This window comes from Paenibacillus solisilvae (assembly GCF_042656405.1).
In the GTDB taxonomy this organism is placed as follows: Bacteria; Bacillota; Bacilli; order Paenibacillales; family Paenibacillaceae; genus Paenibacillus_Z; species Paenibacillus_Z solisilvae.
Map to the genome: position 1 here is coordinate 94,563 of NZ_JBHSOW010000016.1, position 22,003 is coordinate 116,565.

At 47.6% G+C, this 22,003-nt stretch carries 22 protein-coding genes; 19 read left to right on the forward strand and 3 right to left on the reverse strand.

Translation table 11 applies throughout. The features are described from left to right. Window positions 1-76 precede the first annotated feature (76 nt). Both ACFPYJ_RS04760 and ACFPYJ_RS04765 read left to right on the forward strand, forming a co-directional pair. Window positions 77-775, forward strand: a complete 699-nt coding sequence (locus ACFPYJ_RS04760; RefSeq protein WP_379186904.1) for a response regulator transcription factor — start codon at window positions 77-79, stop codon at window positions 773-775. Continuing rightward, complete coding sequence (locus ACFPYJ_RS04765) at window positions 772-2,127, forward strand: HAMP domain-containing sensor histidine kinase (RefSeq protein WP_379186905.1); 1,356 nt, start codon at window positions 772-774, stop codon at window positions 2,125-2,127. Before ACFPYJ_RS04760 ends, ACFPYJ_RS04765 begins: the two co-directional genes overlap by 4 nt. 115 nt (window positions 2,128-2,242) lie before the next feature. Here ACFPYJ_RS04765 and ACFPYJ_RS04770 read toward each other — a convergent pair whose 3' ends face one another. Beyond that, window positions 2,243-2,725: a C40 family peptidase gene (locus ACFPYJ_RS04770; protein ID WP_379186906.1), complete on the reverse strand. Its 483-nt coding sequence runs from the start codon at window positions 2,723-2,725 to the stop codon at window positions 2,243-2,245. Window positions 2,726-2,889: 164 nt separating this feature from the next. On the opposite strand from ACFPYJ_RS04770, the gene ACFPYJ_RS04775 reads away from it, so the two are divergent. The 5 genes from ACFPYJ_RS04775 to ACFPYJ_RS04795 all read left to right on the forward strand — a co-directional run bounded on the left by ACFPYJ_RS04775 (window position 2,890) and on the right by ACFPYJ_RS04795 (window position 8,443). After that, window positions 2,890-3,750, forward strand: a complete 861-nt coding sequence (locus ACFPYJ_RS04775) for a carbon-nitrogen hydrolase family protein (RefSeq protein WP_379186907.1) — start codon at window positions 2,890-2,892, stop codon at window positions 3,748-3,750. Window positions 3,751-3,778: 28 nt separating this feature from the next. Further along, a complete protein-coding gene (locus tag ACFPYJ_RS04780; RefSeq protein WP_379186908.1) occupies window positions 3,779-4,450 on the forward strand; it encodes a GNAT family N-acetyltransferase in 672 nt (223 codons plus the stop codon). Window positions 4,451-4,470: 20 nt separating this feature from the next. After that, window positions 4,471-5,139: a GNAT family N-acetyltransferase gene (locus tag ACFPYJ_RS04785; protein ID WP_379186909.1), complete on the forward strand. Its 669-nt coding sequence runs from the start codon at window positions 4,471-4,473 to the stop codon at window positions 5,137-5,139. 77 nt (window positions 5,140-5,216) lie between these two features. After that, window positions 5,217-5,957 carry an MBL fold metallo-hydrolase gene (locus tag ACFPYJ_RS04790; protein ID WP_379187011.1) on the forward strand — a complete coding sequence of 247 codons (741 nt, stop codon included), beginning with the start codon at window positions 5,217-5,219 and terminating at the stop codon, window positions 5,955-5,957. Window positions 5,958-6,436: 479 nt separating this feature from the next. Further along, the gene (locus ACFPYJ_RS04795; RefSeq protein ID WP_379186910.1) at window positions 6,437-8,443 is read left to right on the forward strand and encodes an endonuclease MutS2; all 2,007 of its coding nucleotides are present in this window, start codon (window positions 6,437-6,439) and stop codon (window positions 8,441-8,443) included. Between the two features lie 12 nt (window positions 8,444-8,455). Here the strand turns inward: ACFPYJ_RS04795 and ACFPYJ_RS04800 are convergent, their stop codons facing one another. Then, window positions 8,456-9,097 carry a thiamine diphosphokinase gene (locus ACFPYJ_RS04800; protein ID WP_379186911.1) on the reverse strand — a complete coding sequence of 214 codons (642 nt, stop codon included), beginning with the start codon at window positions 9,095-9,097 and terminating at the stop codon, window positions 8,456-8,458. A gap of 302 nt (window positions 9,098-9,399) precedes the next feature. Between ACFPYJ_RS04800 and ACFPYJ_RS04805 the strand changes: the two genes are divergently transcribed. Both ACFPYJ_RS04805 and ACFPYJ_RS04810 read left to right on the forward strand, forming a co-directional pair. Continuing rightward, entirely contained in the window at window positions 9,400-10,083 is a 684-nt protein-coding gene (locus ACFPYJ_RS04805; RefSeq protein ID WP_379187012.1) for a trimeric intracellular cation channel family protein, read from the forward strand. Beyond that, window positions 10,080-10,568, forward strand: coding sequence for a low molecular weight protein-tyrosine-phosphatase (locus ACFPYJ_RS04810; protein WP_379186912.1), 489 nt, complete (start codon window positions 10,080-10,082; stop codon window positions 10,566-10,568). Before ACFPYJ_RS04805 ends, ACFPYJ_RS04810 begins: the two co-directional genes overlap by 4 nt. Before the next feature lie 80 nt (window positions 10,569-10,648). Here the strand turns inward: ACFPYJ_RS04810 and ACFPYJ_RS04815 are convergent, their stop codons facing one another. Continuing rightward, a complete protein-coding gene (locus ACFPYJ_RS04815) occupies window positions 10,649-11,386 on the reverse strand; it encodes an alpha/beta hydrolase (protein ID WP_379186913.1) in 738 nt (245 codons plus the stop codon). 282 nt (window positions 11,387-11,668) lie between these two features. Here ACFPYJ_RS04815 and pdhA point away from each other — a divergent pair, with 282 nt between their 5' ends. From pdhA to ACFPYJ_RS04865, 10 genes are all read left to right on the forward strand, one after another. Then, window positions 11,669-12,739 (forward strand): pyruvate dehydrogenase (acetyl-transferring) E1 component subunit alpha, encoded by a 1,071-nt coding sequence (pdhA, locus tag ACFPYJ_RS04820; RefSeq protein WP_379186914.1) that lies wholly within the window; start codon window positions 11,669-11,671, stop codon window positions 12,737-12,739. A 107-nt stretch (window positions 12,740-12,846) separates the two neighbouring features. Further along, window positions 12,847-13,824, forward strand: coding sequence for an alpha-ketoacid dehydrogenase subunit beta (locus ACFPYJ_RS04825; protein ID WP_379186915.1), 978 nt, complete (start codon window positions 12,847-12,849; stop codon window positions 13,822-13,824). Between the two features lie 98 nt (window positions 13,825-13,922). Further along, window positions 13,923-15,257, forward strand: a complete 1,335-nt coding sequence (locus ACFPYJ_RS04830; RefSeq protein WP_379186916.1) for a dihydrolipoamide acetyltransferase family protein — start codon at window positions 13,923-13,925, stop codon at window positions 15,255-15,257. A 3-nt stretch (window positions 15,258-15,260) separates the two neighbouring features. Then, window positions 15,261-16,676: a dihydrolipoyl dehydrogenase gene (gene lpdA, locus ACFPYJ_RS04835; protein WP_379186917.1), complete on the forward strand. Its 1,416-nt coding sequence runs from the start codon at window positions 15,261-15,263 to the stop codon at window positions 16,674-16,676. A 94-nt stretch (window positions 16,677-16,770) separates the two neighbouring features. After that, window positions 16,771-17,283, forward strand: coding sequence for an acyl-CoA thioesterase (locus ACFPYJ_RS04840; protein WP_379186918.1), 513 nt, complete (start codon window positions 16,771-16,773; stop codon window positions 17,281-17,283). 49 nt (window positions 17,284-17,332) lie between these two features. After that, window positions 17,333-18,127: a thymidylate synthase gene (gene thyA / locus ACFPYJ_RS04845; protein ID WP_379186919.1), complete on the forward strand. Its 795-nt coding sequence runs from the start codon at window positions 17,333-17,335 to the stop codon at window positions 18,125-18,127. Between the two features lie 20 nt (window positions 18,128-18,147). Then, entirely contained in the window at window positions 18,148-18,648 is a 501-nt protein-coding gene (locus tag ACFPYJ_RS04850) for a dihydrofolate reductase (RefSeq protein ID WP_379186920.1), read from the forward strand. A gap of 226 nt (window positions 18,649-18,874) precedes the next feature. Then, window positions 18,875-20,362: a glutamate synthase subunit beta gene (locus tag ACFPYJ_RS04855; RefSeq protein ID WP_379186921.1), complete on the forward strand. Its 1,488-nt coding sequence runs from the start codon at window positions 18,875-18,877 to the stop codon at window positions 20,360-20,362. A gap of 96 nt (window positions 20,363-20,458) precedes the next feature. Beyond that, entirely contained in the window at window positions 20,459-20,779 is a 321-nt protein-coding gene (locus ACFPYJ_RS04860; RefSeq protein ID WP_379186922.1) for a hypothetical protein, read from the forward strand. An 89-nt stretch (window positions 20,780-20,868) separates the two neighbouring features. Further along, complete coding sequence (locus tag ACFPYJ_RS04865) at window positions 20,869-21,999, forward strand: hypothetical protein (RefSeq protein WP_379186923.1); 1,131 nt, start codon at window positions 20,869-20,871, stop codon at window positions 21,997-21,999. Window positions 22,000-22,003 lie beyond the last annotated feature (4 nt).

Here is a 22,003-nt window from a genome sequence, read left to right on the forward strand (position 1 = left end):
AGGACATGCTTCATTATGATAGGGAAACAAGCAGCCTATATTCTAAATTAGAGAAGAGAAGCGGGTGTACAACCAGATGAATGAACGCATACTTGTCATAGAAGATGAGGAAGGGATTGCGCGAATCCTCCAACTGGAGCTTGAACATGAAGGCTACACGGTTGGCCGCGCGGCAGATGGAAGAAGCGGACTTGAGATGGCTGTCTCCGGCGAATGGGATATGCTGCTCTTGGATGTCATGCTTCCGGAAATGAACGGGATTGAGGTACTGCGCCGTTTAAGACAAGCTGGGAATCCGATTCCGATTATTTTATTGACTGCCCGTGATACCATTCCTGATAAAGTAAGCGGTTTTGAGCAAGGGGCCAATGATTATGTGACCAAACCCTTTGCGATGGAAGAGCTGCTGGCTCGTGTCCGTAACCTATTGCGTATCTTTCAGCAGCCGGCCAAGGAAGTGGAGAGTCCGGATATTCTCAAGACAGCCGATCTTACAATTGAGCTTCGAACACGAAAGGTATTCCGCAAGGATGTTCCAATCGAGCTGACGCCGCGCGAGTTCGAGCTTCTTGTTTTCTTAGCTGAAAACCGCAATCAGGAGAAATCCCGCGAAGATATTTTATCCGAGGTATGGGGATATGACTTCATCGGGGAGACCAATTTAGTGGATGTTTATATTCGATATTTACGTCAAAAAATCGATAAAGGCTATCGCCACAAGCTAATTCATACCATTCGCGGTGTCGGTTATATGCTCAAGGAGCCTGACGCATGACACTTCGCAGAAGATTTACTTTTTTTACAATCTTTTGGTTAATTTTCATCCTGATTTTGTTCAACATATTCGTCTATTTGTTCGTCATTAAGATTACGATCCGAAGTGAAGATCAGCTGCTTACAAATAAAGTGAATATCCTTCTTGAGGATAAACGAATAAACGAGCCTGCTCAGCTTTCGAATAGCGACCTGCTTAAAGACTACTATAATGTGAGCGAGCTTATGCGGATTGTTAACTTTGATGGAAAGGTTGTCAATTCACAGGGATCCGATCCGCAGCTGCTTGCATTGAAGCCTGAATTTACGGTTCAGCACGATACAGGTATGATCTTTATTGAAGGAAAACGGGTGCTTTATATGAAAGTTCCGCTGTTCAAAGAGAATCGGGTCATCGGAACTTTAGAGATATACCGCAAGCTTACCCTTTTAGACAGTTATTTACAGGTGCTTGTAATCGCACTGACAATTACCAGTATAGGTGCAATCCTGTTTGCCATATTCGGAACCTACTGGTTCACTTCAAGACTAACATCACCTATCCAGCATATGGTGCAGACGATGCGGGAGATTGACCGAAGCGGTAAACTAAGGCAAATTGAACTGCATCAACGGGATCAATCCGCTGAGCTGCTTCAGCTGGCAAGAGCCTTCAACCAAATGATCAACCGCTTGGACCGTACGTTCGAGCGGCAGAAGCAGTTCGTCGCTGATGCATCGCATGAGCTGAAAACACCGCTTACGGTGATCAGCAGCTATGCAGGGATGCTGAAACGATGGGGCCGGGATGATGAGAATGTTCGCGATGAGGCCATTGAGGCGATCAGTAATGAGGCACAGCGTCTTCAGAACCTGACCAAATCCATGCTGATGCTTGCACAGGCAGAGCAGGAGGACTGGCTGAAGGTCGAATCCTTCGATCTTGTTCAGCTCGCAGATGAAACGGCGGATATGCTCCATATGACCTTTCAGCGTATGATTCGCGTTCACACCGGGAAGCAGGATGTAAGACTTAATGGAGACAAAGATAAAATTCGGCAGCTTCTTGTCATCCTGCTTGATAATGCGATTAAATACAGCAAAGAAGCGATTGATATCACCTTATCGGTATCTAAGGGTGTAGTACGGATGTCAGTTGCGGATAAAGGGATTGGAATACCGGATGATGAAATGCCGTTTTTATTTGAACGATTCTTCCGTGTGGATGGCGCAAGAAGCCGTTCAACAGGGGGATCGGGGCTGGGGTTATCCATCGCACAGCGGATTGTGGAGCTGCATGAAGGGCAAATCGACGTATTCAGCAAGCATGGGAAGGGGACGACAATTACGGTCGCTCTCCCGCAAAAGAAGTAATTTAATTAAAAAACGGCTTCGTTTATTCACAAGTGAATAAACGAAGCCGCCTCCCATCAAACTGCTATTGCATTGTTCGATTGGTGATAGGATGAGATTAAGGTGCTAGAAGCGCTTACACACGGCGAGCCGTTACATAGTGCGAGCTCCAATAAGAGTTAATGGTCGAGAATTTCACACCGCCGGCACCATAAGTGTGCAGCATGCGGTTGTTGCCGACGTAAATACCTACATGTCCGACACCTCTGCCTGTACGTGAGGTGGAGAAGAAGACCAAATCGCCTTTTTTCAGGTTTTTTCGTGAAACAAACGATCCTACTCTAGATTGTGCTGCGGAAGTACGGGGCAATTTAATACCGACTTTCTTATACACATATTGAGTGAAGGATGAGCAGTCAAACACATATGTTACACCTGCAGGCGCGCCGAAGCGATATTTGACACCCAGGTAATTATCTCCGATACTTATAATCCGATTAGCTGTGCTGGCCGAAGCCGCTTCAACTTTAGGGGCGGTTCCCATTGCCACGGCGGATAACCCGATTACGGCGCTTAGGCTGATTGTGATGAGTTTGCGAATAACTACATTCTTTGACATGTTCTAGTTGTCCTCCCATATTTCTTCTAGTTGGTCATAGGGATACTATAGCAGGTTTATTGTTACCTAAACATTACCACAGGTGGTTTAACCCCATACGTACCAGGGGTTGCAGCAAATTTATTAAAATATGATGAGAATTTTCTAATGGAGGCTAGCAGGAATTGAGTATACGTGTGAGCGCTATTCAATATAAACTGGAAGATATTGATAGTTTTGATCAATTTACTTATCAAGTGACACATTATGTAAGGAATGCTTCGGAATACAGCGTTCAATTTGTGCTTTTCCCGGAGTTTTTCACAACACAGTTATTGTCCATTGGGGACGACCGGGGTCAGCCTCTTTCTATAGACAAACTTCCTTCCTTTACGGAACGATATATTCAGCTCTTCCAAGGATTGGCTGCAGAATATGGTGTTCATATCGTGGGCGGAACACATGTCATCGACGTTGGAGGCGGTAAGCTTCAAAATGCCGCGCATCTGTTCTACCCGGATGGACGGGTAGCGGTTCAGGCCAAAATCCACCTGACTCCGGTAGAGGTGGATGAATGGAATATGACAGCAGGGGATTCTCTGCAAGTTTTCGAGACGGAATACGGCACAATTGGTATGCTGACCTGCTATGATATTGAATTTCCGGAGATTGTACGTATGGCCCGGGCAAAGGGGGCCGACATCATTTTCTGTCCATCCTGTACGGATGACCGGCATGGTTTTTATAGAGTTCGGTACTGCTGCCATGCCAGAACGATCGAGAATCAAATTTATATCGTTACGAGCGGCACTGTAGGTTCTTTGCGTAAGGTGGATTTTATGCGCGCAAACTTCGGGCAGGCGGCTATCCTTACGCCTAACGATATTCCATTTCCTCCAGCAGGCATATTAAGCGAGGGTGTTATTAATGAGGACATGCTTGTGGTTGGAGATCTGAATCTTCAGCTGTTGGCTGACGTTCGGGCAGCCGGGTCGGTTACGACTTGGCGGGATCGCAGAACCGATCTCTATTCGGACTGGTCCTAGCAGAGTAGGAGGCTGAGAATAGAAGACGATGCGAAAAGAATTCATTGCCTATTTATCAGGTATGCCGCTGCGTGTCATCATTCGAAATTATTCCGCAGACGATATTGAAGATATGATCGGAATCCAGCGCGAAAGCTTCCCGCCTCCTTTTCCATCTGAGCTCTGGTGGAGCAGGGAGCAATTAAATGAGCATATCACGAGGTTTCCTGAAGGAGCGATATGTGCCGAGATTAACGGGAAGCTGATCGGATCGATGACAGCTTTGCTGATCGATGGTGCAGAAACAGATGCCGACCACAGTTGGGCGCAGATAACAGACAATGGGTATATTCGTAATCACGCTCCCGCTGGGAACACGCTCTACGTCGTGGATTTATGCGTCATACCGGCTTACCGTCAAGCGGGGATTGGAAAATGGCTGATGCAAACGATGTATGAGGTTGTCGTTCATCTGCAATTGAAGCGGCTTCTTGGAGGTGGCCGCATTCCAGGCTACCATCGTTATCAGCATGAAGCATCGGCTGGTCAGTACATTGACCGTGTTGTGGCAGGGGAATGGAGTGATCCTGTACTTTCGTTCCTGCTTCGCTGCGGCCGGATGCCGGCCGGCGTTATACCGGATTATTTGGAAGATGAGCAGTCCTGCAACTACGCTGCGCTTATGGAATGGAGAAATCCATTCTGGAACGGAAACAACTAACGCTTAAGGAGATGTAAGAAATGGATTATATTCGTATTCAATCTATCAGCGATCCTTTGTTCAAAAGCATGCACCAGCTCATGCAAAACGTATTTCCGCCAGAAGAAGTTTATGCCTTCGAGAAATGGGAAGGACCGCTTGCCGATAGCGGCATCCATGTTTATGCAGCGGTTCATGAGGGCGATGTCTTAGGAGCGACCGAATATCGCTATTACCCTTCTATGAAAGTAGCGATGACGGATTTCACAATTGTTGGGCGTGCGGGTTTAGGCGTGGGGCGGTTTATTCTGAAGAGCAGGGAAAGGGATATTGCAAGGCTTGCTCACGAGAGTGGAACTGAAGTTAGAGGCATGTTTGCCGAAATCTATAACCCGCTTAATGTGGATTATCATTTTGGCGGTGTCACTCCAATGAACCCTTATGTACGCCGTGAAGTGCTCTCACACATTGGATATTTGCGTCTGGATCTGGCATATGTTCACCCGTCGTGGGAAGAGGATGGGAAGGCTGTGAGAGGATTGGATTTATGTTTCCTTCCAATGGACGATACCTGCTTGGAGCTTGAAGCATCGCTCGTCGTCGATTTCTTGAAAGAATATTATTCCGCTTTGCAAGGTAAACCGGCTGAATGGTTGGATATGATTCAGGAGCTGGAGCAGAAGGAAACGGTTGCCTTACAAGCTATATAATCGATCATGCAAGTGCAAGGGTAAAGGTGGGAAACAGATTGACAACGACAATAACTTTTTGGGGCACGGGGGACTCGATGGGAGTCCCGCGTGTCTATTGTTCTTGCGAGGTTTGCGAGGAAGCTCGGAATACCGGATGCAATAAACGACTTCGTTCACTTGTTCATCTGGAGGATGCAGAGTATGGCTCCCTGTTAATTGATTGCGGACCGGATTGGCGCGCCCAAATGGAGGCTGCCGGTCTAAAGCAAATCGATCGTATATTAATTACGCATTCACACTTCGATCATATTGGAGGAATTGCGGAATGGGCGGATATGTGCAGATGGCTGCAGCGAAAAGGAAAGGCATATGCGATGCCTGATGTTATTGCTGACATTCATGCACGGTATCCCTGGGTACGGAATCAAATTGATTTATGCCCGATTGAAGGTGATCTTGCGTTCGGGGGATGGACCGTCAGCTGCTGGAAAGTTAACCATGGCAAGAATGGCTATGCGTATGCCTTCCGGTTCGACCATTCTGCGAGCGGTCGAAGCTGGGCTTATTGCTCGGATTCGATTGCCTTAACAGAAGAACAGCGCAAGCCGCTCGCTGGACTTGATTTGCTCGTGTTTGGAACCAGCTTCTATCGCGAGCCGTTTCCGTTTGAGACACGTTCCGTCTATGATGTGACCGAAGCGCTGGAACTTCTTCATGACTGGCAGCCAAAACGTACTTTATTCACCCATTTGTCGCATGATATTGACTTGAACCGTGATTATAAGCTGCCGAGCGGGGCTGCTTTTGCGACCACAGGATTGAAGGTAACCGTATAGGGCGGAAGCCCCTTGACACGGGTGCTCGATTTCCGATATTATGGCAATAACTTTAAGCAGTTAGGGGAAATTTTGATGTTTGCTGGTGTTCTTAACTCATAATTGGATATTAGACACTGTACGGAACGGCAAGTTCCTTACAGAAGGAAGTTGAAGCGTAACCCTTTCAGCTTGTCCTTAAATGGGCAGGTTTGTTAAGCTGCATTCAATCTCCGTGTCAACCAAGAGTTAAGGACATAACGATTTCCGCCTGCTGGACGGCAATCTGCGTGCTCTTTCGAGCACGCTTTTTTTATTGGACGAAGGGATCATCTGTTTTCAAGAGCAGATGGCTTTCGTTTGATTGATGCCGTTAAACGAACAGGAATGGGACGCGTATGCGTTCTGTTCCTGTTTTTTTTGTCTCGTTTTGCTTAGACGATTTGCCCAATTTACAGCTTCTGCTCCAAAGGCATTAGCATCCGGGAGGATAATGAACAATGAATGAATCCAGTTTAAAAAAACTCGAGTATGACAAAATCAAACAGATGCTGGTGGGATACACCGTATCTCATTCCGGCAGGGAGCTCGCATTGAATCACAAGCCAAGCATCAATCAGGCACAGGTCAAAGCATGGCTGCTTGAAACAGATGAAGCGATGAAGCTGCTGATTTCCGGTGCAAGCGTTCCGCTGTCCGCCATGGAAGGCATTGAGCCCTTCATCGCTTTGCTCGGCAAAGGCAAGATTTATACGGAACAGGAACTGGGACACTTGGCTGCATGGCTGACTGCCGTTGCCCAAATGAAACGATATATGGATGCCAAACGGTCCACGGCGCCAACGATAAGCAGCTATGCCGACTCCATGTACGATTGCCCGGAGCTCCGTAAGGAAATGGACCGCTGTATTCGTCACGGTGTCCTGACAGATCAAGCAAGCCCCGATCTGGGTGATATAAGGCGATATCTGGCTGGCATTGAAGACAAGATCGAGAAAAAACTGAACCAGACCTTAGGGAAATATAAGACTGCACTTCAAGATCAATTAGTCAGCAAACGCAACGGCCATTATGTGCTCCCGGTCAAACGCGAGCTGCGCAAGCAGGTGCCGGGTACAGTATGGGATGAATCATCCAGCGGACAAACGCTGTTCATCGAACCTGTGGATGTGGCTGAACTGCAGGTAGAGTGGCAAATGTGGAAAGCGGAGGAGGAGCGGGAGCGGACGATTATATTATCAGCTTTATCTGAGCTTTCGGAAGAGCAGGGCAGCCGTCTGCGATGGAATTTAGAGGCTATGGCTTCCTTTGATTTTATATTTGCGAGGGCAAAGCTTTCCAGGACGTATGACGGCATTCAGCCTGTGCTCTCAGATCATCCTTTCGTTAAACTGGTTGGAGCGAGACATCCGCTGCTCCCGGCAGGCTGTGTGCCCTTACATGCAGAGCTCGGAGGTGATTGGCAACAGCTGATCATAACGGGTCCGAACACAGGAGGCAAAACGGTTACCTTGAAAACAATCGGGCTGCTGGCGCTCATGACCCAATCCGGCCTGCTGATTCCAGCTCAAGAAGGAACCGAATTCGGCTTGTTCCGTCATATCCTGGCTGATGTAGGAGATGGCCAAAGCATTGAGCAATCCCTCAGCACGTTCTCGGCTCATATGGAGAGTTTAAGAGAAATGCTTCAGGCAGCAGACGCTCATTCCTTGCTGCTGCTGGATGAAATGGCGGCAGGGACCGATCCTGGAGAAGGAATCGCGCTTGCAATTGCTGTATTGGAGGAGCTGCTGGAGAGAGGCTCACTCGTTGCGGCAACGACCCATTTTAACGAAATCAAACGGTTCGCCGCCCAGCAGGAAGGATGTATGAATGCTCGGATGGCTTTTCACGCAGAGACGCTTATTCCCATGTACCGGCTTGAAATTGGGGAAGCGGGAGACAGCTACGCGTTTGCAATAGCTAGACGTTTTGGACTGCCGGAGAAAATCGTGAGCCGTGCTGAAACAAGAGCAGCCGCCTCGAAGGCAAAGGATGCCGGGAACAGGGAACATCAAGAAAACAGGCAAGCAGCAGAGGAGTTGGAAGATACCAGCTTTATAGGACCCCTTGATGCAGCTAATCGTGCGCACCCTTCTTCTAATAAACGCAGCGCTCAGGATAAGAAAGCCGAACAAGATAAATCGATTACTGAACACAAAGATAACGCCAAGGTATTTGCAGTCGGCGATTGCGTTTGGATTCACCCTTTGAAGAGAACGGGAATCGTATTTCGGCAGGCGGATGAACGGGGCGATGTTCAGGTTCAGGTCCAGAAGAATAAAATGACATTTAATCGCAAACGTTTGTCACTCTACATCCCAAGTGCGAAGCTGTATCCTGGAGGAGATTATGATATGGATATCGTCTTTGATACGAAGGAGAACCGGAAGATAAGGAAGCAGATGAAACGAAAATATGCACCCGGTCTGCAAATCATTACGGAGCCCGAACAGCCGGGCTCCTAATTCCTGCGAATCCTAGTCACGGCTTTCAATCAACAACAGCAGTCCTTCACGAATACTGACATATCCGGCATCGGCCTGAAGCTTGTTGCTGATGCCGAGGGACTGTCCGATTTCAAGAGTTGCATCCGTTAAAGGATATTGAAATCCCTCTAGGGTAATGCCTGTTACTGTAGCCGTTAGAGGAAGCAAGGACACGTATGTAAAGTCACTTCCGGGCAGGCAGGCTCTTCCCGCAACGAGGCGGATGCGGTTATGTTCGTCCATAATCCAAGCATCTGTGTTGTGCTCAGCGGTTTGACGAAGAAGGTGTACATTCGCAAGTGTATGGTCAAAGCGCGTGCCTAATCCGCCAATGAGAAGCAGCTGGCCCGGTTTCTTATCCATAGCGATCTTCCAGGCAAGCTCCGTATCCGTAAAATCTTTCTCAACCGGGTCAAAATCTAATGTTTCCTTGCTTGCGGCCCGAATAGCAGCGAGCTCTTCTTCGGTGACCGAATCAAAGTCTCCCAGAGCGAGATCCGGCTGATAACCATTCGACACTAAGAAAAGCGCGCCTCTGTCAGCGCCGATCAAAAAATCATCAGGCTGAATGAGCCGAAGCGCCCAATCGCCGAGGCGGCCTCCTGAAAAAATAACAATGCGGCTTATGTCCATTTGAGAATTGTTCCTCCCGTACAAGGTTGCTTTTGTCAGTATACTCGTCCTCAAACCGATTGACCAGCGTATCCGTCAGCATGAGCAGATGAATCAGCAAGCGGCCCGCAAGATCATATTATAATAGTATGATCTTGCCAAATTGCTTTGCGGTCTATGAAAATCATCCTTGAACATTTCGACAAGCGCGGCTAAAATGAGATAGGATAAAATTCAGACCACAATAAGAGCGGTGAGAAGCTGTTCATTCTTATCGTTTGACGGGGTAGCGGAGGCAGCATGGAGTGGACCTGCATGTAGACATGGATATTTTTACGGTATTCAGTATTATCGGCACGATTGCCTTTGCAGTCAGCGGTGCAATTGTAGCTATGGAAGAGGAGTACGACATACTAGGTGTATTTGTGCTTGGGCTTGTCAGTGCATTCGGCGGAGGAGTCGTGCGCAATCTTCTCATCGATATCCCGATTACAACACTTTGGACGCAAGGCATGCTGCTTAAAACAGCCATTATTGCAATGACGATTACCTTCATTCTTCCAGTCAGATGGATCAAGCAGTGGAAGAAAAGTGAAGCCTTTTTCGATGCCATCGGATTATCAGCCTTTGCCATTCAAGGAGCGTTATACGCAACCGGCAAATACCCGTTGAGCGCAGTCATTGTAGCAGCGATGATGACAGGGATCGGCGGGGGTATTATTCGTGATGTATTAGCGGGCAGGAAGCCGCTTGTACTTAGGGATGAGATTTATGCGGTATGGGCGATGGCTGCGGGGGCTGCTATTGGACTTAAATGGTTCGTAACCGAGCTCGATCTGCTCACTCTGTTCGTCATCGTGATCGTTTTTCGTATGCTGTCCGTTCAGTTTCGTTGGCGCCTGCCGCGGCGGTCACTTAGATTCACGCTTGCGCAGTCGGTCCATTCGGAAGGGAAGAAACGGTTTGCAGCATTAAACGATAAGTTGGAGAAGGAGCGGGTGTTATGATTTCTGTATTGTTTGTGTGTCTCGGTAATATCTGCCGGTCACCCATGGCGGAGGCTGTATTCCGTCACAGGCTGACAGCCTGCAATCTGGAACAAGATATTCAAGTGGATTCGGCTGGCACGGGAGATTGGCATCTGGGCAAAGTGCCGCATGAAGGAACGCGGGCATTGCTCGATCGTTTCGGCATTTCTTATGAAGGGATGCGAGCCAGGCAGGTCAGTATAGAGGATTACTCGAAATTTGATTATATCGTCTGTATGGACAGTAATAATGAACGTGATACGAGAGCTGTTTTCGGAAGTAAATCCGATGGCCATACCAAAGTATTTAAATTTATGGATCTGCTGCCGGACAAGAAGATGGATGATGTACCGGACCCTTATTATACGGGGAATTTTGATGAAGTATATGACCTGATCTCATTAGGCTGCGAGCGATTGCTGGAGAGGATCACTCACGATCAGCTTGAACACTCGAAGGTGTAAGGCTTTGCTTAATTATAATAGACCGATTCTCCAGCTGTTCAAACAGCAAGGGGAATCGGTCTATTGTTTGATTGCACGCGTCATTCGGACAGAAGGAATGTGATAAGGGCATCTGGAATGAATTTCTGCCAAAAGCCCCATACATGCGCCCCGTCATGCTCGCTGTAGGCGATTGCCGCGCCTTTTGAAGCAAGGATTTGTTTCATTTCCCGGTTAATGCGGACGAAATCATAGATACCATGATCCGTCTCGAAAGCCGTTTCCTGCAAACCGACGATCATATATAGGGAAAGATTTCTCAGATCTGCTTGAGCCTCGGCTATCTTCTGTGAGATGGGATAAAAGGCACCGGACAAGGCAATAACTTGATTGAACATAGCCGGGAAGGTCAGCGCAATATGGAGGGACACAGATCCGCCTAATGAATCACCGGCAAGAATCCTTTCGGAAGGTTCGCGCCGGACCGGATACTTGTCTTCAATAAAAGGAATCAGCTCTTCCCCGAAGAAAGCGATATAACCTTGATGCCGGTCGCCATCCGGTGAGTACTCAGCTGTACGCAGCTTCTTATCCACATCGACCCCAACGATGATAAAAGGTTCGATGCCTTCATCCAGAATCAGCTGATTCGCGATTGTTGCAATACGTCCAAAGTTGAAAAATTCTTCGCCGTCCTGACAATAGACGACAGGATAACTGAGCATCTCATTATAGCCTGGCGGCAAATAGACACGGAGATTTCGCTCGCCTTCTGGCAGATATCGGCTTGTAATGACTTCTTTATTAATGGTGCGTTTCAAATAACGTTGATCGGTCATTATTAAATTTCTCCTTTATAGACTGCATGGTTTAGATGGGTTAAGGGTAAACAAAAGGAAGTAAACAACAGTGATCATCGCTTTCCTCATTAAGTTGTATTATGCTGTACTACTATTATTGAGTCTCTGTTACATATACAATTCGATAGGAAAAAAGACGGAAAGTGCGAAAAATCAACGGGTTTTACTATTTTATACTTTGACCATTCAGGTTAAACAGGGTTATAATCATTCTATAACAGACACACTCGTTTTTTCAAATATTTAGTTGAGGTGAACGATATGAGCAAGCTGCCTTACGAAGTACAAACGGAGCCAGTTCAGCCGTTGTCCATCCTGTCGCCAGATGGGGAGATCATAAACCCGGATTTAATGCCGGCTTTGACTGATGATCAATTAAAAGAAGTTATGTATCGTATGGTATTCACACGTACTTGGGATGAGCGTGCAGTTAACTTAGGTAGACAAGGCCGTCTTGGTTTCTATGCTCCGGTATCCGGTCAAGAAGCTTCTATGGTCGGCAGTGAGTATGCCCTTAATAAAGATGATTTCGTATGTCCGGGCTACCGCGATATGCCGCAAATCGTGTGGCATGGTTTGCCACTCTATCAAGCATTCTTATATTCACGCGGCCATCAGCATGGCGGACAAATTCCGCAGGATGTTCATGTTCTTATGCCGCAAATCATCATCGGAGCTCAAATTTTGCATGCTACCGGCGTTGCCATGGCATTCAAGAAGCGTAATGAGAAGCGTGTAGCGATTACGTACACAGGTGACGGCGGTTCTTCTGAAGGCGATTTCTACGAAGGCATGAACTTTGCAGGAGCTTTCAAGCTTCCGGTTATCTATGTGGTTCAGAACAACGGCTATGCCATTACAACTCCATACGCGAAGCAGACAGCAGCATTGTCCGTTGCCCATAAAGCAGTCGCAGCAGGAATCAAAGGCGTGCAAGTTGATGGTATGGACGTGCTTGCCGTTATCAAAGCGGTATCAGACGCAGCAGAGCGGGGCCGTAACGGTGAAGGCGCTACTTTGATCGAAATGCTGACTTATCGTTTCCGTCCGCATTCCATGGCGGATGACACTTCGAAATACCGGACGAAGGATGAAGAGAGCGAATGGAGTGAGAAGGATCCGATTACTCGTTTCGCTAAATTCTTGGCTAACAAAGGCCTTTGGACTGACGAGGATACGGCTCGCGTGAAAGAGGAAGCGAAAGCGACGGTTAACGAGAACATCAAGAAAGCTGAAGCTGTTGAGAAAATGACGGTTGAAGGCCTAATTGATTCGATGTTTGAAACGACTCCTAAGCATCTGGAAGCTCAAAAAGCAGATTTTAAACAATAAATATAAAGCTTGAACCGATATAGTTTGGCCTATTCCCTCGAAGTAAGCTTACCGCGCAGCGTGCCTGGTATAGGCTTTCGACAATTTTTAAGGAGGTACTTCCGTCAATGGCTCAAATGAATATGAAAGAAGCGATCCGCGATGCGATGCGCGTGGAGCTAAAGAATGACCCGAATGTGTACGTCTTCGGTGAAGACGTCGGTAAAGTCGGCGGCGTATTCCGTGCGACTGAAGGTCTGCAGGGAGAGTTTGGCGAGGACCGCGTTTTTGATACTCCGCTTGCTGAGTCGGCTATCGCAGGTATGGCAGTAGGGATGGGAATTCAAGGCTTCCGCCCGGTTGCCGAAATCCAATTCGTCGGTTTTATCTACGAAGCGCTTGATCAAATGTTCGTCCAAGCTGCTCGCATGCGCTACCGTTCCGGCGGCCGTTACAATTCACCGATCGTATTCCGGACACCTTTTGGCGGCGGAGTTAAAGCGGCTGAGCTGCATACGGATTCCCTGGAAGGGCTTGCCATTCAAACACCGGGTATCAAAGTGATCGTGCCTTCCAATCCCTATGATGCGAAAGGCTTGCTGGTATCGGCAATCCGCGATAATGATCCCGTTTTCTTCATGGAGCACCTTAATCTGTATCATGCTTTCCGTCAAGATGTGCCTGAAGAAGCTTACACAGTTGAAATCGGTAAAGCGAACATCGTTCGCGAAGGCAGCGATGTTACGATCATTGCTTACGGATTGATGGTTCATACGGCGGTTAAAGCTGCTGAAGAGCTGGAGAAATCAGGCATTAAAGCGGAAGTCATTGATCTTCGTACGCTGCTGCCGCTTGATATCGAAACCATTGTTGCTTCCATCCAAAAAACCAACCGTGCGATTGTCGTGCAGGAAGCACAAAAAACATCCGGTGCTGCTGCTGAGATTATCGCTCAAATCAATGAGAATGCAATCCTGCATCTGGAAGCTCCTGTGCTGCGCGTTGCAGGTCCGGATACGGTTTATCCTTTCGCGCTTGTTGAAGATGCTTGGCTGCCTAACACTGCCCGTATCATCAAAGCCGTTAATGATGTGTTGAACTTTTAATAGGATGAAAGATTAATTTATACAGCGATAATGAGATTCGCTTCTTGCGAAGTTACAAAATAAGCAGGTTGTTTAGACCTGAAAGGAGGTCACGGGACGTGGCAAAATTTGAATATCGATTCCCGGAGCTGGGCGAAGGGCTGCATGAAGGCGAAATCGTTAAGATGCATATTAAGCCTGGAAGCGCAGTAACGGACGAAGATATTATTATGGAAGTTCAGAATGACAAGGCGATCGTAGAAGTTCCTTGTCCGGTGAACGGCAAAGTGCTTGAAGTGCTCGTGAAGGACGGTCAAGTGTGTCATGTAGGCGACATCGTTGCAATCATCGATGCAGAAGGCGAGATTCCTGAACAAGCGGCTCCTCCAGCAGACAGCCATAGCTCAAATTCGAGTGCTCCTGCGGCAGCAACTGCTGCTCCAGCTCCAGTACAAGCAGAAGCTCCTAAAGCAGAAGCTGCACCTGTTCAAGCCGAGGCTCCTGCCAAAGCAGCAGGCGGTCTTGTGCTTGCTACACCAAGTGTACGCAAATATTCCCGTGAAAAAAGCGTTGATCTTGCATCCGTAACTGGTACAGGCAAGAACGGCCGTATCACAAGAGAAGACATTGATGCCTTTGCATCCGGCGGCGGTTCTGCTGCAGCTTCATCCGGGGCAGCTCAAGATCAAGCAGCTTCATCCGGACAGGCTCAGGCTGCTGAAGCTAAGCCTGCAGCTGTACAAGTCGGCGATCGTACAGAAGAGCGCGTTCCTTTCAAAGGAATCCGCAAAGCTATCGCAAATGCCATGGTTAAATCCGTCTACACAGCTCCTCATGTAACGCTCATGGATGAAGTGGATGTTACGGAGCTTGTGGCGCTGCGTACGAAAGCCAAGCCTGTTGCCGAGAAAAAAGGCATCAAGCTGACTTACCTGCCGTTTATCGTGAAGGCTTTGGTTGCGGCATGCCGCCAGTTCCCGATTGTGAACGCGACGCTAGATGAAGCTACCCAAGAAATCGTACTGAAGAAATACTACAATATCGGTATTGCTACCGATACTGAGAACGGTTTGATCGTACCTGTCATTCACGATGCGGACCGCAAAAATGTATGGATGGTTGCCGAGGCGATCAAGGATCTGGCCACCCGCGGCCGCGAAGGCAAACTGTCTGCCGCGGAAATGAAGGGAAGCACGATTTCGATCACGAATATCGGCTCTGCCGGAGGTATGTTCTTCACACCTGTCATCAACTTCCCTGAGGTTGCAATTCTGGGTACAGGCCGTATCTCGGAGAAAGCCGTCGTTAAGAACGGTGAAATTGTTGCAGCTTCTGTTATGGCACTCTCGCTCAGCTTCGACCACCGTCTAATTGACGGTGCGACAGCTCAAAACTTCTTGAACTATATCAAACAGCTTCTTGCTGACCCACAATTACTTGTAATGGAGGTGTAACCCATGGTAGTAGGTGACGCTTCACTCGATATCGATTTGCTCGTCATCGGAGCAGGACCAGGCGGTTATGTGGCAGCCATTCGTGCAGCCCAACTTGGTCAAAATGTGCTAGTCGTGGATAAACAATATGTAGGCGGAGTATGCTTGAATGTAGGCTGTATCCCGTCTAAGGCGCTGATTTCAGCGTCGCATCAATACGAATCAATCAACCATGCATCTGAATTCGGTATTACGGCTTCTGACGTGAAAGTAGAATGGAGCAAAGTACAGGAGTTCAAAAACGGCGTCGTTAAGAAATTGACCGGCGGCGTTGCATCCTTGCTCAAAGCGAATAAGATTCAATATTTCGCTGGAGAAGTGATGTTCATTAGCGATACGGAAGCGCGTGTCTTTAATGATCAAGAAGCGCCTCGTTACCGTTTCAAAAACTGTATCATCGCTACTGGCTCCCGTCCGATTGAGCTCAAAGCATTCCCTTACGGAGGCCGCATCGTGTCCTCTACTGAGGCTTTGTCGCTTCCTGAAATTCCAAAAAGCCTTGTCGTAATCGGCGGCGGCTACATCGGCATAGAGCTTGGCCAAATGTATGCTCGTTTCGGTACGAAAGTAACCGTTATTGAAGGATCGGATACCATCCTTCCAGGCTTTGACTCCGATATGTCTTCGCTTGTTGCGAAGAAACTTAAAGGTGCAGGCGCGGATATCGTAACGGGCGCTCAAGCGAAGAGTGCAGAACAAACCGATAAAGACGTTACTGTAACCTACACTGTTGGCGGTGAAGATAAGCAAGTTACAGCAGATTACCTGCTCGTTACCGTTGGCCGCCGTCCTAATACGGACGGAGAGCTTGGTCTGGATCTAATCGATCTGAAAATGACTGACCGCGGTCTGATTGAAGTTGACGAACAGTGCCGTACAAGCATCCCGCATATTTATGCGATTGGTGATATCATTGACGGACCTGCGCTTGCGCATAAGGCGATGTACGAAGGCCGCGTAGCAGCTGAAGTCATTGCTGGTCAACCGAGCAAAATCGACTACAAATGTATTCCGCTTGTTGTATTCTCTGATCCTGAATGCTCCAGCGTAGGCTACAGCGAGAAGGAAGCGAAAGAGAAGGGCCATAATGTCAAAGTGGGTAAATTCCCATTCAATATCAATGGCCGTGCACTCTCTCTTGGCGTAAAAGAAGGGTTCGTCAAAATCATCGCTGATGCGGATAACGGACTTGTGCTTGGTGCACAAATCGCGGGAATCGAAGCATCAAATATGATTGCCGAGCTTGGCCTTGCTATCGAGATGGGCGCAACACTTGAGGATATCGCTCTTACGATTCATGCACATCCGACACTTGGTGAAATCGTGCTCGACGCCGTTGAGATGGCTCTTGGCCATCCCATCCATGCGATTAGCAAATAAGACCGATAATTAACATAGCATGAATGATGAGGAATAAAGAGGTCACGCCGCTAATTATAGCGGCAGGGCCTCTTTTCTCTACTTTTGAAGATGGATGCAGGGGGCATGCAAAGTGGAAAACGAAGCGTCATTTAGGCTTGCAAGCGAGTCAAGGTCAACGATGGTACAGCTCATCTTTCCGTCGGATACGAATTATCACGGTACGATGTTTGGCGGTAAAGTAATGGAATATATGGATAAGATCGCTGCAATAACCAGTATGCGGCATGCTCGCAAGCCAGTTGTAACAGCCTCTACAGACAGCTTGGATTTTGTAGCTCCGATTCGGGTCGGCGAAGTGATCGAAGTGGAAGCCTTTGTGACTTGGACACATAACAGCTCGATGGAGATCTATGTGAAGGTTCAGACGGAGAATGTTTACACCGGCGAACGCAAAGTCGCTGTTACAGCTTTCTTTACCTTTGTTGCACTTGATGACGCAGGCAAGCCAACCCGGGTGTCAGCTATTATCCCGGAAACGGATGAGCAGAAGTCACTTCATGCCAGCGCGCCATCGAGATATGAATTACGTAAGAAGAGAAAACAGGACAGACAGAACGACCTTTAAATGATAGAATATACTAATAGATATAGCTGGAAAAGGGGGTAAGATAACGTTGAGATCGTATTTGGATTTATTGCAAGATGTGATGGATAACGGGGCTGTGAAGGAAGATCGAACAGGTACTGGGACGAAATCGGTTTTTGGCCGCCAGCTTCGATTCGATTTGAATAAAGGCTTTCCCCTTGTGACGACGAAGAAGATGCATCTTAAGTCGATTATTCATGAGCTTTTATGGTTTCTTCGAGGGGATACGAACGTTCGATACCTGCAGGAGCATGGCGTTCGTATTTGGAATGAATGGGCGGATGAGAACGGGGATTTAGGTCCGGTTTACGGCTCGCAGTGGCGTGCTTGGGAAGCGCCGGACGGCCGGCATATTGACCAAATCGCACAGGTGGTCGACTCCATTAAACGAAATCCGGATTCAAGGCGTCACCTTGTAAGTGCCTGGAACGTGGCGGAAATCGATAAAATGAAATTGCCTCCGTGTCATTTTGTTTTTCAATTTTACGTGGTGAACGGTAAACTGTCCTGTATGCTGACAATGCGATCCTCTGATATTTTCTTAGGACTGCCGTTTAATATTGCACAATATGCCTTGCTTACGCATATGATTGCCCAGCAGTGTGATCTTGGGGTTGGGGATTTTATCTATTCTGGCGGCGACGTTCATATATACAGCAATCATTTTGATCAAGTAAACCTTCAGCTGGGACGGGAGCCAAAGCCTCTGCCGCAGCTTAACATAAAGCGTAAACCGGCTTCCATATTTGATTATCATTACGACGATTTCGAAATCGTCAATTACGACCACCATCCAACCATCAAAGCTGAAGTTGCGATATAATTAAAAAGGGGCGCTTTACATTGACCGTAACAATGATCGGCGCCATGGCGAATAACCGGGTTATTGGCGTTGATAATGCCATGCCCTGGCATCTGCCGGCCGAAATGGGCCATTTCCGCAGATCGACTATAGGCAGAACCGTATTGATGGGGCGTAAAACCTTTGAATCCTTAGGCCGCCCTCTAAAGGATAGACGTAATGTTATCTTGACCAGGAATATCGATTATGCACCTGCTGGATGTGAAATTGTACATACGGTGGAAGAAGCGTTGAACCTTTACGAGGCTGCAGCGGTAGAAGAGCTGGTCGTCATGGGCGGTGCGGAAATTTACAGTCTATTTCTGCCTTATGCGGACAAGCTGCTTCTAACCGAAGTTGATGCGAATATCGATGGCGATGCTTATTTTCCGGCGTTTGATTCGGAGGAATGGTCACTGGTTAATAGTGAGTCATTTTCGAAGGATGAGAAAAACAGCTATGACTTTAAAATTCAGACTTATGAGCGCAAGCGGGGGAAATGAAGCCGTGCAGCTTACTTGCCAATAAAGTCGAACGTTATGTCATAAAGTGCAAATGATTGTACGGATAATCCATTTAACGGTATAGGGCTAATTGCTACGATATTGTGGATAGCCGTTTACGGAATGATGGGAAAGTTTGATATTGAATAATAATTGGATTCCCGATATAGTTTTAGAGAGATACTGTCAACTGGGTAACGGGAAAACAGATGGAGGATAAGCGATCATGTCTACACCTACTGGATTTATGGATTACAAACGCGAGCTGCCCGCTGACCGCGATCCGCTTGAGCGGATTAAGGATTGGGAAGAATTTCATAAACATTTCAGTGAAGATCAACTGCGCACACAAGGCGCTCGCTGCATGGATTGCGGGACTCCTTATTGTCACACAGGCATTGAGCTTCCTGGGGGAGCTTCCGGCTGTCCGGTCAACAACCTCATTCCCGAATGGAATAATTTGATATACCGCGGTCTGTGGCGCGAAGCACTTGACCGTTTGCATAAAACAAACAATTTCCCTGAGTTTACGGGCCGCGTTTGTCCGGCTCCATGCGAAGGATCATGTACAGTTGGCTTAATTGGCGACTCGGTTACGATCAAGACAATTGAGCAAGCGATTATCGATAAAGGTTTTGATGAGGGATGGGTTGTTCCTCAAATTCCGCATGTGCGCACAGGCAAAAAGGTTGCCGTTGTTGGATCCGGCCCGGCTGGAATGGCTACAGCAGCCCAATTGAACAAAGCAGGTCACACGGTTACGGTGTACGAACGCGCTGACCGCATTGGCGGCCTCCTCGTTTATGGAATTCCAACAATGAAGCTGGACAAGAAGATCGTTGAGCGCCGTGTTGAATTGATGGAAGCGGAAGGCGTTCAATTTGTTACAAACACAGAAATCGGCAAGGACGTTTCTGCCCAGCAGCTGATGGATGAATTCGATGCAGTCGTTCTTTGCGGCGGTGCAACGAAAGCGCGTGAAGTTGAAATTGAAGGCCGTAACCTTAAAGGTGTTCATCTGGCGATGGATTACTTAAATGGCACGATCAAGAGCTACTTGGATTCTAACCTGACTGACGGCAATTATATCTCTGCAGAAGGCAAGGATGTAATCGTAATCGGCGGTGGAGATACCGGTACGGACTGTGTTGCTACAGCACTGCGTCACGGCTGCAAATCGGTAACCCAGTTCGGTACACATGCCAAAGCACCGCTTGAGCGTGATCAAGTGAACAACCCTTGGCCGCAATTCCCTAATGTATATACGCTTGATTATGCACAGGAAGAAGCACGTGCTCTGTATGGTCAAGATCCTCGTGCGTTCTCCGTACTAACGAAGAAATTCGTTGGTGATGAGAATGGCAATCTGAAAGAACTGCACACCGTACAAATCGAACGTACAGTTGATGAAACTGGCCGTAAAATTTATAAAGAAATCCCTGGTACTGAAAAAGTATGGCCAGCTGATCTTGTAATGATCGCAGTCGGTTTCGAAGGGCCAGAGAACACATTGATTGAACAGCTTGGTCTTGCTCAAGATCGCCGTTCCAACGTCAAAGCCAAATATGGCGACTACCGGACAAGTGTGGATAAAGTGTTTGCTGCGGGAGATATGCGCCGTGGTCAAAGTCTGGTTGTTTGGGCAATTAACGAAGGCCGTGAAGCGGCACGTGAAGTGGATCGTTACCTGATGGGTACGACCATGCTTCCTTAAATAACTGAGATATTTATATATAAAACAATGAAATTTATGATGACATGCAAAGCGCCTTCGGGCGCTTTTTGTTTCGAAAGAGAGGAGGATGCTCAGATGATTCAATATGATTCGGAAGAGGTAACACAACTACGATTTCATGCTTTCCGTCCGCGAATCGAACGACGTGATGATCAGTGGGTAGACATTGAGCTTACGGCCAAGTTATCCCCAGCAACACCTGTGCCGGACGGGATATCGGAATTAACCATTTTGGTTATTTGTACGGTCAGCGGTGTCATCGCACAAATCGTGCCGTTAGATGAAGGCTGTGACTGTGAATTTCAGTTTACAGCTGACGAAAAAGCGCAGATAAGCTCGTATATTGAAAGCCCGGACATACAAGCGCTTATCACCTCCAGCCCTCTCCCCAAATGAAGGAAAGTTGTGGTAAAATGACACTACGACGCGCTGGGCTGGCTTGAACTGAAAATTGGCTCCGTCGAACTTTCGTGGGGGAATGAGCGATGCGGACTGAATCCGTGAGTGTTCTTACACCGACCGAAATTCGAAACATTCGTCGATATGTTCAGCATAAATATAGTGATTTGCCAAGTGAACGGCGAGCCGAAATCGTCGCCGATGCGATGCAGCGAATTATTATGAAACAGCTGCCCGACTTCCCTGAATCGATCAAGAATCAATTGACTGGCGAGCTGCTTCGGGATGCGGCAGTCCAGCAGCAGATTCCAGTACGTGCGGAGCATATTTTTCATGCTTGTTTGTCCTTAGATTATAGGGATAAGGAGCTGTTTGGACCTATTCATGTATGGACCCAGCAGCAGTTGAACCGAATCATAGAAGCCGATTGGTTTCGTATGCAGCTTGACGCAGCGGTTCGGTTAAAGGATTCAGACAGCAGCGGTTTGCAGTCTTGGCGAACGTTAGCAGGACATGTTGTCAGATCAAACAACGCAAATGACACTAATTCTTTCTCAACTTTAAACTCCAAGGAACCGGCTAAAGTGATTGCACTTCCCGTACATAAGCGAACTTATGTACGGAGCTCATTTTTTGCCATGCTGTCTATTGTGCTTGTTACCATGACGCTGGTATATGGATGGTTGATGCTGGCGCCAAAGCCTTCCGGGCGCCTGCAGCCGCCAATCGACACCAAGCCCGCTCAAGCTATAAAAGTGCATATGCTCAATGAGCTCCCAAGTGAACTGCAGTATACCGAAGTGGATGAAAAGTTATTAGTCCAATATCTTCATAGTAAATCCTCGCTGCTAGCGGACAAGCCGTATCTTGAGGCAATTCTCAAAGTGGCGAAAGAGAAGGATATTCATCCACTCCTCATGTTTGCGATAACTGGTCAAGAGCAAGCCTTTGTGCCCAGAACTCATAAGATGGCGAAGAAGATTGCGAACAATCCTTTTAATGTGTTTTACAGCTGGAAGGCATACAATACGACCATTGAGCAATCGGCTCGAATTGCTGCAACAACGATCAACCGCTTAAGTAAAGATCGGCCTTATAATAAGGATGCCATTACTTGGATTAACCGTGAATATGCTGAAGACCCCAATTGGTCCAAAGGCGTAACGAGCATTTTGCAAGCCATGAAACGTTATATCCAGTCAGACATCGAGCGTTAGAGAG